The sequence below is a fragment of the Synergistaceae bacterium DZ-S4 genome (genome assembly GCA_025943965.1).
GTDB classification, from domain to species: Bacteria; Synergistota; Synergistia; order Synergistales; family Synergistaceae; genus Caenicola; species Caenicola nitritireducens.
Window position 1 is genome coordinate 1 of sequence record JAPCWD010000006.1, and the last position, 13,908, is coordinate 13,908.

Below are 13,908 nucleotides of genomic sequence, written 5' to 3' on the forward strand. Positions count from 1 at the left end.
GTTACTCACCCGTCCGCCACTAAAGTATCTCTAAAGCAAGCTTCTTCAATACTCCCGTTCGACTTGCATGTGTTAAGCACGCCGCCAGCGTTCGTCCTGAGCCAGGATCAAACTCTCCGTTTGATTCTGGGTGTGCTTTTCGAATATCTTCCCATTTAAGGTCCAATATCCGTCTCAGTCGCTGACTTCTTTGCTCTTTATCTTCCTCGCCTCTCAAAAAATATCCGAATTAATTCGAATACTCCCTCAAGACTATATACATGATACGTTAACCATATATATCCTTTTGCTTTTCCCTGTATTCAACTGTCATGGTGCGTCCTCGACCGGCCTGCGCCGGAGAGTGCAAGAGGTATTCTATAGATGATTGGTGTGACTGTCAATAAATACAATTAGACTCTTATGTGCGCTAAAGATATCTGAAGGTATTTAAAATCATACTTATAATGTTATATTACAATTATTGTCTTATACGTACCTTACAAATATTTCACATTAAAATAAATCTGGGTGTACCGTTATTCTCGGTACACCCAGATTTATAATGACAGATTATTTTTTCAGTGAATGTACTTAGTAGTCAAGCAAACGGTAATCATTGATACTTTCGTTTATTCGTCCTCCGCAATGTCGAGCTTCAAGACTCCCTCTTCTAGCAGAGCTTCCACGGAATCCTCAACGCTGCCGGGAACGGGTTCATCTTCATCTGCGGCAGGCTCGGTCAGGAGACCTAGGCCCTCTGCTACCTTATGGAGGACATCCTTTGTTATCTCTTCCATAAGTTCCGGATGCTCATCCATATATGCGGCGACTCCCTCTTTGCCCTGTCCAAGGGTCTCGCCTTTGTAGGCAAGCCATGACCCCTTCCTCTTCACGACCTCCCTGTCGATTGCCATGTCAAGGACTGACATTGCCTTGGGAACACCTTTGCCATATATCAGTGTGGTGTGTGCAGTGCGGAAAGGCGGAGCCTGTTTGTTTTTAACGACCTTTATCCAAAGTTCGTGGCCTATAACGTTTTCTCCCTGGGTGACCTGTTTTCCCCTCTTTACCTCGATCCTGACAGAGCTGTAAAACTTCAGTGCGCGTCCTCCGGTGGTAGTTTCGGTGGGTCCCGCGCCGTAGCCTGCGCTTATCTGCGCACGCAGCTGGTTAATAAATATGACTGTCGTGTTGCTCTTTGAGATCGCGGCTGTCAGCCTTCTCAGTGCATAGGACATCAACCTCGCGTGGAGACCCATCTGGTTGCTTCCCTCACCCATCTTGCCGTCTATCTCAGCCTGAGGAGTCAATGCTGCAACGGAGTCGACCACTACGACGTCAAATGCGCCGCTCCTGACCAGGGTGTCGAGTATGTAGAAAGCCTGTTCTCCGCTGTCAGGCTGTGACATGTAAAGGTTTGCCGTGTCCACCCCCACCGAAGCCGCAAGACGCGGGTCAAGGGCATGTTCCGCATCTATAAATGCGGCAAGCCCTCCCTTTCTCTGAGCCTCAGCGAGAACATGAAGAGCTATCGTAGTCTTTCCGCCGCCTTCGGGGCCAAATATCTCGACTACCCTGCCCCTGGGGATCCCGCCTATTCCAAGCGCGACGTCAAGAGAGAGTATGCCGCTGGGGATAACCTCTGCAACACGCTGGACCTCATCGCCCAGTCGCATTATCGCTCCGTCACCGAACTTGCTTCTTATCTCGATCAACGCCTGTTCAAGTATGTCTTCTCTGGTTACCGAATCTTTTCTCTTGGCCATCCGATTGCCTCCCCGTATCTATTTTGCGCTATTTGATTACAAATACATTATATACAGTATGTCATATTTTGAAAAGACCCAGCGGGGTATACCTCGGACCTGTCAGAGAGAGCTCGCTTCTCATCAGTATGATCTCCGTTACTGTCCATGGCTCTGTGAACGGCTGTGTTCTCTGCATCGGGAGCAGTGCCTCTTGAGTAAGTGCCCGGTCTGAATTTCTGCGACCCAGAGTGATATGCGGCGTGTACTTCTTGTTCTCTCCGGGTATGAACGCCCTGTGTGCAGCTTTTTCAACTTCGTTCCTGATATCAGAGAGGGCCTCTGTATCTCCGCTGACGCCGGCCCAGAGCACTTTCGGCCTTATGAGATCGGGAAATCCGCCTATACCCTTGATATTTATTTCGAAGGGCCCCCTGTTCCTGATGTTTTTCAAATTTTCCAGAAACAGGTCAACTGTTTCAGGCGGCCTTTCCCCGCAGAACTTGATGGTAATGTGCATGGTCTCGGGAGAGGCCCATCTGAACTCATGCGAATCGCGCCTTCTTGCTGAGAGCCAGCCTGAAAGGACCTTCAACTGAGGCTTTGGGATCGAGATACAGACAAATGTCCTCAGGAGAACTCCTGAAAAAGAGGGGATTCACCCTGCCATTTTTACTGCATCCTTTCCAAAAGGGAGACAAGTGCTTCTTTTACCGCCGAGTTCCTTATGTCAGCCCTCTTGCCGCTGAATTTTTTCTTAAAGGTATTGGTCGCTTCTTTGGTGGACATGCCGAACCAGACCGTTCCGACCGGCTTTTCTTCGCTGCCGCCGTCAGGTCCTGCTATTCCGGTCACACTTAATGCCACGTCAGACCCGAATATCCTTCTTGCACCCTCTGCCATTTTCTCTGCGCACAGGGCGCTTACCGCGCCATGCTCTGCTATTGTGCCCGCGTCGACTCCAAGTATTTTGATCTTTGCCTCGTTGCTGTATGTCACCGCGGATCCGAGAAATACTCCGGAAGCTCCGGGAATGTCGGTTAACGAAGAAGCTATCATCCCGCCTGTACATGATTCTGCAAGGGAGACTGTCAGTCCTTTTAAAGATGCTTCAGCAACCAGTTTTTCCGCCAGCTGTTTTAAGTTAGCCTTCATTTTCCCACCAGTCCCAGAATAGTTTCCATGCCTCCGCCGAAGAATAACCACGTCATGGCTCTGAGAAGGAGGTTGGCCATTATGCCCCCGGCTATATCATCGGCCATTATTCCGATGCCCCCGGGCAGCCTTTCCATCTCTCTTACAGGAAACGGTTTTGTTATGTCGATTATCCTGAAGAGAAAGAGGCCAACTATCGCATAAGTGGGTTCAAATCCCCAACATGCGATCCAGCATCCTGCGACCTCATCAATTACCACTTCAGGAGGATCTTCCCTTTCCACAGCCTTTTCGTACTTATCGGCAGCTATGGTCCCGATAACGGCAACTGATGCTATGGCCCAGATCGGCAGTCCTCCGAAAGCTATCCAGACTACGCATGCCGCCATCGATCCCAGGGTCCCGGGCATCTTGCTGAACCTGCCCAGCGTTCCAAGCGTGGATATCATCCCGTACCATGTCTTCATTTCAGGTATAAGTATCATTGAATCAACTCTTCTCCGACCATATCGTGGGGCATCGCCTCCGTCATCCTGACTTTGACGATGTCTCCCTCCTTTATTTTATCGCTTATATTCCTTATCTCTACAAGTCCGTCTACTTCAGGAGCCTCCCGGAAACTCCTTCCTTCAGCAAAAGAGGCCTCCCTGTCCACCCTCTCGACTAGGACATCCATCACTCTGCCCACAAACATTTCCTGGCGTTCCGCGGATATCTCTTCCTGGAGTACCATAAGCTTTTTGAGCCGTTTCTGTTTGACACTGTCAGAAACCCGGCCCTCCATCTTTTCGGCTTCTGTACCCTCCTCCGGATAGAAGGCAAAGGCCCCAATCCTGTCAAAGCGCGTTGCGGAGACAAAAGCAAGCAGATTGTCAAAATGACGCTTTTTTTCGCCCGGGAAGCCTACCATGCAGGTGGTCCTGAGGGCAAAGTCGTCATTTATGCTCCTGGCCGTATTAAATATTGAGGTGAGTTCTTCCGGCGATATCTTCCTGTTCATTGCTGAAAGGATCTCAGGATCAGCGTGCTGTATCGGTATATCAAGATAGGGAAGGATCTGTATCCCTGAGGCGACCCGCTCCAGGAGTGCTGTTGTGATCCTGCTTGGATGAAGGTAGAGAAGCCTAAGCCATATATTTTTAGGAAGGGCCCTTTCCAGTTCGTCCAGGAGAACTGTCAGTGACTCGCGTCCATAGATGTCGGCCCCGTAAACAGTGAGGTCCTGGCCAACGACACAAAGTTCCGATGCGCCCTCTTTAACAAGCTGATCAGCTTCGCAGACAAGAGTATCTATGGAGAGGCTTCTGAGCCCTCCCCTTATTCCCGGTATAGCACAGTATGTGCATTTATTGCCGCACCCCTCGCTGATCTTCAGATATCTGGTTATTTTTGACGATGAGGGAAGTCTCCCCCTGCACCTATTCTTCTCAGGAAGGCCGCCCATGCTCCTGATCACGGAAGCCCAGTCTTCGCTCCTTGCCCAGAAGTCCACCGACGGCATCTCTTTGATCAGATCGTCTGAATACCTGTTTACAAGGCATCCGACGACACCGATCTTTTTTAACCTGCCCTCGTTCTTGAGCTGCTCAAGGTCCAGTATCGCGGCTATGCTTTCTTCAGTCGCGGGCTGTATGAATCCACAGGTATTTACTATTCCGACATCGGCAAACCCTATGTCATCGACAAGCACATGTCCGGCACGCTCAAGCTCTCCGGCCAGGCACTCGCTGTCGACCCTGTTTTTTGCGCATCCGAGGCTCAGACAATATACTTTCATTTATAAAGGAGCTGTGAGTCTTCGCTTACAGGCTGATTAAGCATGTATAGGCTAAGTCCCTGTTCGGTAAGTCCCGCAGCTATTCCTAAGGCCATTTTTATCCTCGCCTGGTAAGGGTTCAGCTTTCCTCCTGACATAACTCCCATCTCCAGCAGTTTCATATAGCATCCCTCGAAGTAGTTGGCCTTCGCCACATGTCCCTGAAAACACCTCGACACGATGGCCACCGGTATCCTTTTCCTTAGAATGTTTCTGATGTGAGGGATCCATGAGGGCGGGACATTGCCGGTGCCGAATCCTGCCAGAACAAGCCCCTGTATCTCTTTATTGGAGGCAAGGGACGAGATGATCCTTTCACCGCCCCCAAGCGAGGCATAGACAAGCTCGACTGCAGCAGGTGCCTCGGGCTTTCTTGCAAGGAAACCGGGCCTTCTGACATTGCGTAAAAATTTGACCTCATCGTTCAGCATTTTACCTACCGAACCTTTTTCAGGAGACTGGAATGCGTTGTCAGTACTGGTGGGATCGACCATGACCGCTTCCGATGCCGCGAAGAGTTCGCCGCTTGAGCATATAAGGACACCTTTCTCCCTTGCCTCTTCTGAAAGGGCAGCAAGAACGGAACACCTCAGATTCATCAGGCCCTCTTTGAGCCCGGCACGTCCCTGTACCATAAGGTTGGCAAATATCACCGGCTCAGGATGTTTCCAGAGGAGATCGGTAAGATATGCCATCTCCTCCATGACCCCGCTTCCGGAAATCACGATTATGCCCGTGTATCCGTCTGAGACGAGTGTATCAAACATCTCCTCCATCTCTGCGGTAAGTTTCATAGAGTAATGGTTACTGGGCTGGCAGCTCCATTCGATCAGTTGGCAACAATCGACGATGTCTTCGGGCAAATAGTTTAAAAGCGTGCACGGATCAGCGTTTTCTTCATCTCCGGAAAAATTGCCGGCGATCACCAAAGCAAGCTTCGTATTCTGTTCCAAATCTATTCCTCCATCCGAATGCCGGGAGACATGCCGATCTCCCACGTGCATTTTATCTCAAAGTCATCCGCCTTACAAACGGAATTATATCCTTATGGACGCCTGACCTGCGGGGAAAATTCTTAGCATACAGCTAGTACATAAAATTCCTGTAGACTTTTGATCTTTTTCAGTTTATCTTACTATGAATGCTGCGGAGCAGACAGACACACATAACCGACGGATGAAATGCATCCGTACGCAAGCGGATGCCATGTATGTATTATTCAATTCAATAACGGGAGGAAATGAAATTTGGAAGCTTTATCCGCACTGTCAGCAATGTTTTCTTCACTTGTAAACTGGCTTGTCGATGTCATCGGACACATGGGGTACCCCGGGATCGTCGGTCTGATGTTCCTTGAATCATCATTTTTCCCTTTTCCCAGCGAGGTCGTAGTCCCTCCCGCAGGGTATCTGGCATGGAAAGGCGAGATGAACCTGCTGCTTGTAATACTGGCCGGAATAGCGGGAAGTATCCTTGGGGGCCTTTTCAATTACTGGATAGCCGTCAAATGGGGAAGACCGATATTTGAGAAGTACGGTAAATATTTCTTTGTTACACATGAATCGCTTGATAAAGCTGAGGTCTTCTTCCTTAAACATGGGCACATAAGTACCTTCACCGGAAGGCTTATCCCGGTGATCAGGCAGTACATCTCGCTTCCTGCAGGACTTGCCAGGATGCCTTTGGGGCAATTCTGCCTCTACACCGCGCTGGGCTCGGGAATATGGGTGGTCGTACTCGCACTTACAGGATACTTTCTTGGCAGCAACCAGGACATCATCCACCAGGAGATAAGAAAGATATCCGTACTGCTGATAGCCGCATGCGGCATTTTGACTGCGGCATACATCTGGAGATACAGAAAAAAAGAAGCGGCAAAAAACAACAAGTCAGACTGATCAAATCCTCCCAAGGAGGTAATGCCGTGTATTATTTGATAGGGAAAAAGCTTGTCAGGATCGAAGAAGGAGGAGTCACGGAACCTTTTGTTGCCGTGCTTACCGCCGATGGATTGGAAAAGGACGCGCTGCCACCGGCATTCGACCGCTATGCTATGCCGCACTACCCGCAACCCCACTTCTGCAAGGCTGAAGTACACGAGGAAATGCTCTCGGGAACTCTCTCCGTTCCTGACAAAAAATACTTTGACAAAGAGATGGCCTTCTCTTACTACATAAACAGTTCAGGAATTATCTTTGTTGACGACTCCGGCCTGGCCGCCAGCCTGATCGAAAAAACAGAAAAGAGCGTTTCATGGCGCGAACCCTCAGTCGGACATTTCTTTTATACCTTTATGGAAACACTTGTTGAAAATGACCTTTTGTATCTGGAGGGCATCGAGGACAGACTTGCAAAACTTGAGGCCTCGGTGCTTTCTGACAAACTAGTAGGCTTTATGCGCTCCATAGTCTCGATCAGAAAAGAGATCCTATCAAGCTCTCATTACTATTCACAGCTCTGTGACGTTGCATTGGTGCTTCTGGAAAACGAAAACGATATATTTGAGGAGTCTGCACTGAGGCTGCTCAAACACTTCTCGGACAGAGTGCACAGACTTCGCCAGGAAACACAGATGCTTAGAGAATACTCACTCCAGATCAGTGAAGCATACCAAACCCAGATAGACATCAGGCAGAATATCGTAATGAAGGTCCTGACAGTAGTGACCGCAATATTCCTCCCGCTATCCTTGATAGCCGGCTGGTACGGCATGAATTTTCAGTACATGCCCGAACTTCACTGGCATTACGGATACCTTTACGTCCTCATATTAAGTATGATTGTTGTCATAGGATGCCTTTGGATCTTTAAGAAAAAAAAGTTCCTCAGGTGACCTGACACAAAAAAATGCGGCAGACATCGCCGCATCCTCTGCAATATAGCGGAGGAAAAGCAAGGAGGCGGCCGGAATGAAAAAGATCGTTGCCGTTATACTGCTGACCGTAATGATCCTTTGGGAGCCCTTTGACATAAAAGGGCCGGCTAATGCTGCACAGAAAACCGCATCCGCTTCCAAAACAAATAAGGAGGACGAAAAAATGGAGATGGACTTTAAAGATGAGACATACAAAAAAGAAGACGGGATAGGTGTCATGTACCTGGCCGGAGGCTGTTTCTGGGGGCTGGAAAAACTGATGCAGAACATACCGGGTGTTATAAGGGGCACAAGCGGATACGCCAACGGGGATCCATCGCTAAGGCCCACATATAAGGAAGTCTGCACTGGCAGGACCGGGTACCGCGAGACGGTGCGGGTGGAATACAGTGAGGACAGGATAAGCCTGGATGCGATACTTTTTACTTTCTTCGCTGCAATAGACCCGACCGTGAGAAACAGGCAGGGCAACGACATAGGAAGCCAGTATCAGACGGGAGTATATTATACGGATGAAAGATCGGGAGCGACTGTTGCCCATGTTGCAGGCGTTGAGAGGGCCCGCCATAAAAACTTCGCAGTAGAGACAGAACCTCTGAAGTCATTTTACGATGCTGAAGAGTACCATCAGGACTATCTCGACAAAAATCCGGGGGGATACTGCCACATAACTCCGGCAGAGATAAAAATGGCGGAGAAAATAATAGTAGATCCCGCAAAATACAGAAGGCCCTCTGACGATGAAGTCAGAAAAAAACTGACAAAAGAACAGTATTACGTAGCGGTCGATTCCGGAACGGAACCCTCTTTCAGGAACGAATTCTGGGATCACAAAGAAAAGGGGATTTACGTCGATATCATAACAGGCGAACCGCTTTTCTCTTCAAAGGACAAGTTTGAGAGTCCATGTGGATGGCCGGCTTTTTCAAAGGCTATAGATCCGAACACAATTGTTTATCTGAAGGATGATTCCTTCGGTATGAGAAGGACAGAGGCAAGAAGCAGGGCAGGAAATTCTCATTTGGGACATGTGTTTTACGGTGACCCCGATTCTCCGAACGGAGTCCGATTCTGTATCAACAGCCTATCACTGAGGTTCATACCCTTCGCGGACATGGAAAGAGAGGGATACGGATACCTCAGGGAATACACTGAGTGATCCCCCGGCAAGCGGTCTGAGGTACAAAAAAAAACGGTCCCCGGAAGAAAAGAATATCTCCGGGGACCCGCTTTTATAAGCTTATTTTACAGCATAAGGGAGCAGCTGCTCTGTTTTTCCGGCCATAAACTCCACAAACTGCCTGGCCGCTCTGCCGGAAAAACCGCCGTGCCTGAGTTCCCACTGAGTGGCCCCCAGTATCAGTTCCTCCTCGGAGGCTTCGACCCCATACTCTTTCGCAAGAGTCATAACTATATTCAGATATTCCTCCTGTTCGGGGGAGAAGTACCTTATCAGAAGGCCGAAGCGGTCTACGAGCGACATCCGCTCCTGCATTGTCTCGGACTCGTGCATATCTTCATACTTGTCATCACGGTCCGCCCAGGTCTCCTTCATCAGGTGGCGTCTGTTTGAAGTGGCATATATGAGGATGTTGTCCGGCCTCTTTTCAAGCCCTCCCTCAATGAAAGCCTTGAGGTACTTATATTCGACCTCGAAATGTTCGAAGGAGAGGTCGTCCATAAAGATGACGAACTTATAGTTCCTGCCCTTAACAAGGTCCACGATCGCCGACAGGTCTTCGATCTGGTGCTTGTAGACCTCCACCATTCTCAATCCCTGCGGGGCAAAGCGGTTAAGAAGCGCCTTCACGGTGGATGATTTGCCGGTACCGCTCTCGCCGTAAAGGAGGACGTTATTGGCAGGCCTGCCTTCCAGGAATGCGAGAGTGTTGTCTGCGAGCACGCTCTTCTGCTCCTCATATCCAACAAGACCCTCGAGGGTGATATCCTCGGTGTTGGTGACGGGGATCAGTTCTACCCTCCTGCCGTCCCACCTGAAGGCTTTGTTCAGCGCGTACTGCCCTGAGCCTCTTATGTAATGAAACCTGAGGATCTCTCCGTAAAATGTCTCTGTATCCGGCGCATTTCTCAGCGAATCAACAAATTCCTGGACCACATGGCCGGCATTCCTTTCCAATGCTCCATTTTCCAGCCGAAGCGGCTCATAGTCACCAAACCTGGCGAACGCATCGACCTCAAGGTCCTCGTCTATAAGCTTAAGATCAAAATTGAAGTAGAAGCGTATTGTCTCAAGGTCATCTTTTACAACTCTGGAAAGCGTGCCATCAAGCTCTTTCCTGCGTTCCTGCGCAAGGGAGAAGGGTGTTTCGGTCTTTGCGAAGAGCATTGCCAGCCATGACTGCCACAAGTTGCCACATATACCCATCATCTCGGCAGCCTCAGCCATCTGGCACACTGAATCACAGTACCAGGATACCGCTTCCTGCTTGTATCCGTCGTCTATCTGACCGGCGCTCTTTATCAGGCCGGATATGCAGGCAAAAACCTCGTCTTTTTCGAACTCCCTTAAGGCCATAAGTTCAGCTTTCACTTATTCGTCCTCTTCTGAATCAACTATTCCTGCCTTGGCTCTGGCTTTTTTGCGTTCATCCGCGTTCAGTATCATCTTGCGTATCCTCACGTTCAAAGGGGTAACTTCGACGAGTTCGTCGTCGCTGATCCATTCCAGCGCGGTGTCTATAGTCATGATCCTCGGCACGTCAAGCACTGTCGTCATGTCCTTCGTCGCCGACCTGTGATTGGTCTGCTGTTTTTTCTTACTGGGGTTGCACGGAAGATCTTTGTTGCGCGAACTCTCCCCGACTACCTGTCCGTTATAGACGGGTTCACCGGGCTTCACGAAAAGAGTTCCCCGCTCCTGCAGGTTGTCAAGCGCATAGCTTGTAGTGGTCCCGCTGTCCATGCTGACAAGCGATCCCCTGCTCCTTGAGGCGATATCTCCCACCCATTCGCCGTAACCGACGAATCTTGAGGCGAGAATTCCAAGTCCCCTGGTGTCGGTGAGGAATTCTCCCCTGTATCCGATCAGCCCTCTTGTCGGGATCCGGAAATTAAGCCTCAGAACACCTGTACCGCCATTTTCCATGTTTTTAAGCTCGCCTTTGCGCTGGGCAAGCTTCTGGATCACTATACCCTGATACTCTTCCGGAACGTCTATGATGACTTCCTCCATTGGCTCGAGTTTTTTGCCCCTGGAGTCGTACTGCACTATTACTTCAGGCCTTGAGACACATATTTCGGAGCCCTCCCTGCGCATCTCCTCGATCAGTATGCCCAGATGGAGCTCGCCCCTGCCCGATACCTTTATCCCGTCAGGGCGGCCAAGATCATCCATGCGGAGTGCCGGGTCCGTTTTGGTCTCCCTCTCTATCCTCGTCCTCAGCTGTCTCAGGGTTATGGCGTTTCCGTCCTGACCGGCAAAGGGGCTGGTGTTGACGAGGAAGAACATAGATACGGTCGGCTCTTCTATGTCAAGTGGGTGGAGCACCTCTCCTGAGATCTCCGGAGCGCTTATCGTATCTCCAAGATCGATGTTTTCGGGTCCTGTGAACCAGACGATATCGCCTGCGCCTACTGCATCTGCCTCTGTTTTGACAAGGCCGTTCGTCACATAAAGGTGCGTGCATGTGGAAGTCTCTGTTGAGACTGTCTCCCAGTCCGTCTGATCGTAGTCCTTCCATCTTGTATGGGTCCTTACTATCCTGTCACCCTTGCGAAAAGTCCCCTGAAGGATCCTTCCGCATCCTATCCTTCCCAGATATTCGCTCCAGGAAAGTGTGCAGACCTGCATAAGGAAGGGCTTGTCCATCTCAGCTTCGGGCGCCGGAACTTTATCAATGATCGTCCTGAAAAGATCATCCATGCCTGCTTTCGTATTATCTTCCCTTTTATTTAGATCGTCGACGAACCACCCCTGGAGGCCGGATCCGTAAAGGACTGTAAAGTCGCACTGTTCTTCCGTGGCACCAAGTTCTATAAAAAGGTCGAAAGTCTTGTCAAGTGCGCCGTCTGGGTCGGCATTGGGCCTGTCTACCTTGTTGACTATTACGATAGGCTTCAGTCCGAGCTTAAGAGCGCGCATCAAAACATATCTCGTCTGGGGCATCGGGCCTTCATTTGCGTCAACGAGAAGCAGGACTGAATCGACCATTGAAAGGACCCTTTCGACCTCTCCTGAAAAGTCGGCATGTCCGGGGGTATCGACTATGTTTATCTTGTACCCGCCCCACTCGACCGTGCAGTGTTTCGCCTTTATCGTTATCCCTCGCTCACGTTCGATGGTTCCTGCGTCCATTACACGCTCTTCCACTACCTGATTATCCCTGAAAAGCCTGGCTGCCTTAAAAATGCCGTCTATCAGGGTGGTCTTGCCGTGGTCGATGTGGGCGATTATGGCAATATTCCTTATTTTTGATGAATCCTGCATTATTTTTGTTCCCTTCACCTGCAGATTACCGCAAATACGGCACAGGTTTTTTAAAAAATTAACATCATAACAACATTCGACAAACGGGAATTATATCACTAAAAGGGAGGACAAGTCAAAAAAATTAAGCCGCCCCTGCGGGCGGCTTAGACCATAATGGATCGGGCTATTTCGGGTCCTCTTCTTTCCTGGCTGACCTAAGGTCTGCGTAAAGGGTATAGCGGCTCCTGCCCATCTCTTTTGCCAGGCTTTCGATCGATCCTTTGAGCTTGAAAAAGCCCAGTCCGTCCATGTACCTTATACACTGTTTCCTCTCTTCGCTGTTTAAAAAACTCAGCGGCTTGCCAAATTTCTTTCTCGCCTTTTCTATCAGTGTCTGGTCTCCTCTGACGCCGCTGAACTTCTCAGTCCGAACATTTTCAAAGGAAAGGGGTATCGTTTTCATCATGAAATCACCCATATCCTTCAGCATGCTCGCCTTTGTCATGTCATAGTTGATGCAGAGGAATCCCACGAGTTTGTCGTCCTCATCCTTTATGAGCGCTACACCGGATCGCATCGGCCTGCCATTGCCCGCTTCGGAGGGGTAGTTAGCAATGTAGTTGACCTCAACCGACATTGGATTGGACATCAGGAACTTTCCGAAATCGGTCATTGGGGCATTTATGTCCCTGCCGGTAAGATTTCCGTTGACCAGGGCCACTATGGAGGTATTTCCGTCAGAGACATCATGAAGAACTATCTCATAGTCGCTCCCGAGCATTTTTCCCAAAAGCTCGACGATCGGTATCATGGGCTGAAGTAATGGATGTACTTTTTTTGACATTTCCTCGCCTCGCAAAAAACGACGGGGGATAGGTATAACTCTTCCCCCGTCAGTATGGTTCGTTTGATTAGAGCTTGATAACTGTTCCTACTCCGGCTTCAGTCGCTTTTTTGACTATTTCAGCCGCGGCCACTATGTCTAGCGTTGCAAATCCCACGGTCTTCAAAATGGTTATTTCGTCCTTTGAGCGTCGTCCTTCAACATTGCCAAGTATCAGTTCTCCGAGCTCTCCCGCTATCGAATCTGAAGAGAAGAGGCCCTCTTTCATCGGGATGATGAAATCTCCTGCCTCTGAAAGGACTGCTTCACGGTTGTCGACAAATATCCTGCCGGCCCTCCGTAAGAGTTCCGCTGGAAGTTCCCTCTTCTCCGGAGTGTAGGAACCGACACCGTTGATGTGGCATCCGGGCTTGATATCGTCGTTCGAGAAGACCGGGGTCGCAGAGGTCGTGACAGTTGTTATCACATCCGCATCTGTAACGGCTTTCTTGGAAGAGGCGGCTTCGATAAGTTTTACGCCGAAGCGGTCCGCAAGCTGTTGCTGCTTTTCCACAAAAGCTGCAGCGCGTCCGGGAAGGGCATCGAATATTCTTATTTCTTCAAGCTTCCTGACTGTCATGAGCGCCTCCAGCTGTGCCGCTGCCTGCCCGCCTGTTCCGAAGAGGGCCGCCACTTTGCTGTCGGGATTAGACAGAAGCTCCGTTGCGGCGCCAGATATTGCGGCCGTCCTTATCTGTGTCAGGGTCGTCCCCTCTACGATAGTGGTCACAAGTCCCGTTGTCCCGTCTATGAGGGGAACGGTCGCCGGCACGACCGGTATGCCTTTCTCGGCATTGGCGGGGAAATAAGATACCAGCTTCACTCCGGCCATGTTTAGCTCTCCTCCGACATAGGCCGGCATGAACATGCACTGACCTTCCTTCGACTCTGTCTCTATGTTTATCCGAAGGGGCACTACAGCCTTCCCTTTCGTGTGCAGGACGAAGGCCCTTTTGTCTGCCTCTATGGCGTCTCTCATTGTAAATACCGAAAGAATGTCTTCTCTTGATAACAGTAACATCT

The 13,908-nt window shown here is 49.9% G+C and carries 13 protein-coding genes and 1 rRNA gene; 3 read left to right on the forward strand and 11 right to left on the reverse strand.

Going from position 1 to position 13,908, the window contains the following annotated elements:
• The 7 genes from OLM33_04930 to OLM33_04960 all read right to left on the reverse strand — a co-directional run.
• A 16S ribosomal RNA gene (locus tag OLM33_04930) occupies positions 1 to 123 on the reverse strand; the annotation flags it as partial.
• 488 nt (positions 124 to 611) lie between these two features.
• Positions 612 to 1,748 carry a recombinase RecA gene (recA, locus tag OLM33_04935; GenBank protein ID MCW1713019.1) on the reverse strand — a complete coding sequence of 379 codons (1,137 nt, stop codon included), beginning with the start codon at positions 1,746 to 1,748 and terminating at the stop codon, positions 612 to 614.
• Between the two features lie 61 nt (positions 1,749 to 1,809).
• Positions 1,810 to 2,361: an RNA 2',3'-cyclic phosphodiesterase gene (gene thpR, locus OLM33_04940; GenBank protein MCW1713020.1), complete on the reverse strand. Its 552-nt coding sequence runs from the start codon at positions 2,359 to 2,361 to the stop codon at positions 1,810 to 1,812.
• 38 nt (positions 2,362 to 2,399) lie between these two features.
• Positions 2,400 to 2,882 carry a CinA family protein gene (locus OLM33_04945; protein ID MCW1713021.1) on the reverse strand — a complete coding sequence of 161 codons (483 nt, stop codon included), beginning with the start codon at positions 2,880 to 2,882 and terminating at the stop codon, positions 2,400 to 2,402.
• Positions 2,879 to 3,367, reverse strand: coding sequence for a phosphatidylglycerophosphatase A (locus tag OLM33_04950; GenBank protein ID MCW1713022.1), 489 nt, complete (start codon positions 3,365 to 3,367; stop codon positions 2,879 to 2,881). The genes OLM33_04945 and OLM33_04950 overlap by 4 nt, the downstream gene beginning before the upstream one ends.
• Entirely contained in the window at positions 3,364 to 4,659 is a 1,296-nt protein-coding gene (gene rimO, locus OLM33_04955) for a 30S ribosomal protein S12 methylthiotransferase RimO (GenBank protein MCW1713023.1), read from the reverse strand. Before rimO ends, OLM33_04950 begins: the two co-directional genes overlap by 4 nt.
• Positions 4,656 to 5,651, reverse strand: a complete 996-nt coding sequence (locus tag OLM33_04960; GenBank protein ID MCW1713024.1) for an asparaginase domain-containing protein — start codon at positions 5,649 to 5,651, stop codon at positions 4,656 to 4,658. The genes rimO and OLM33_04960 overlap by 4 nt, the downstream gene beginning before the upstream one ends.
• Before the next feature lie 321 nt (positions 5,652 to 5,972).
• Between OLM33_04960 and OLM33_04965 the strand changes: the two genes are divergently transcribed.
• The 3 genes from OLM33_04965 to msrB all read left to right on the forward strand — a co-directional run bounded on the left by OLM33_04965 (position 5,973) and on the right by msrB (position 8,732).
• Entirely contained in the window at positions 5,973 to 6,596 is a 624-nt protein-coding gene (locus OLM33_04965; GenBank protein MCW1713025.1) for a DedA family protein, read from the forward strand.
• A 26-nt stretch (positions 6,597 to 6,622) separates the two neighbouring features.
• Positions 6,623 to 7,531 carry a hypothetical protein gene (locus OLM33_04970; protein MCW1713026.1) on the forward strand — a complete coding sequence of 303 codons (909 nt, stop codon included), beginning with the start codon at positions 6,623 to 6,625 and terminating at the stop codon, positions 7,529 to 7,531.
• A gap of 76 nt (positions 7,532 to 7,607) precedes the next feature.
• The gene (msrB, locus tag OLM33_04975; GenBank protein ID MCW1713027.1) at positions 7,608 to 8,732 is read left to right on the forward strand and encodes a peptide-methionine (R)-S-oxide reductase MsrB; all 1,125 of its coding nucleotides are present in this window, start codon (positions 7,608 to 7,610) and stop codon (positions 8,730 to 8,732) included.
• Between the two features lie 81 nt (positions 8,733 to 8,813).
• Here the strand turns inward: msrB and OLM33_04980 are convergent, their stop codons facing one another.
• From OLM33_04980 to OLM33_04995, 4 genes are all read right to left on the reverse strand, one after another.
• Entirely contained in the window at positions 8,814 to 10,124 is a 1,311-nt protein-coding gene (locus OLM33_04980) for an ATP-binding protein (protein MCW1713028.1), read from the reverse strand.
• Positions 10,125 to 12,020, reverse strand: coding sequence for a translational GTPase TypA (typA, locus tag OLM33_04985; GenBank protein MCW1713029.1), 1,896 nt, complete (start codon positions 12,018 to 12,020; stop codon positions 10,125 to 10,127). It abuts the gene before it with no gap.
• 166 nt (positions 12,021 to 12,186) lie between these two features.
• Positions 12,187 to 12,846, reverse strand: a complete 660-nt coding sequence (locus OLM33_04990) for a helix-turn-helix transcriptional regulator (GenBank protein MCW1713030.1) — start codon at positions 12,844 to 12,846, stop codon at positions 12,187 to 12,189.
• A 67-nt stretch (positions 12,847 to 12,913) separates the two neighbouring features.
• Positions 12,914 to 13,906, reverse strand: a complete 993-nt coding sequence (locus OLM33_04995) for an ornithine cyclodeaminase family protein (protein ID MCW1713031.1) — start codon at positions 13,904 to 13,906, stop codon at positions 12,914 to 12,916.
• Between the last annotated feature and the right edge of the window lie 2 nt (positions 13,907 to 13,908).

Bases quoted from the DNA above. Each gene is read 5' to 3' on its own strand.
- OLM33_04990 (MCW1713030.1), bottom strand. From the start codon at position 12,846: ATGTCAAAAAAAGTACATCCATTACTTCAGCCCATGATACCGATCGTC.
- typA (MCW1713029.1), bottom strand. From the start codon at position 12,020: ATGCAGGATTCATCAAAAATAAGGAATATTGCCATAATCGCCCACATC.
- recA (MCW1713019.1), bottom strand. From the start codon at position 1,748: ATGGCCAAGAGAAAAGATTCGGTAACCAGAGAAGACATACTTGAACAG.
- rimO (MCW1713023.1), bottom strand. From the start codon at position 4,659: ATGAAAGTATATTGTCTGAGCCTCGGATGCGCAAAAAACAGGGTCGAC.
- OLM33_04950 (MCW1713022.1), bottom strand. From the start codon at position 3,367: ATGATACTTATACCTGAAATGAAGACATGGTACGGGATGATATCCACG.
- msrB (MCW1713027.1), top strand. From the start codon at position 7,608: ATGAAAAAGATCGTTGCCGTTATACTGCTGACCGTAATGATCCTTTGG.
- OLM33_04965 (MCW1713025.1), top strand. From the start codon at position 5,973: ATGTTTTCTTCACTTGTAAACTGGCTTGTCGATGTCATCGGACACATG.
- OLM33_04995 (MCW1713031.1), bottom strand. From the start codon at position 13,906: ATGTTACTGTTATCAAGAGAAGACATTCTTTCGGTATTTACAATGAGA.
- OLM33_04945 (MCW1713021.1), bottom strand. From the start codon at position 2,882: ATGAAGGCTAACTTAAAACAGCTGGCGGAAAAACTGGTTGCTGAAGCA.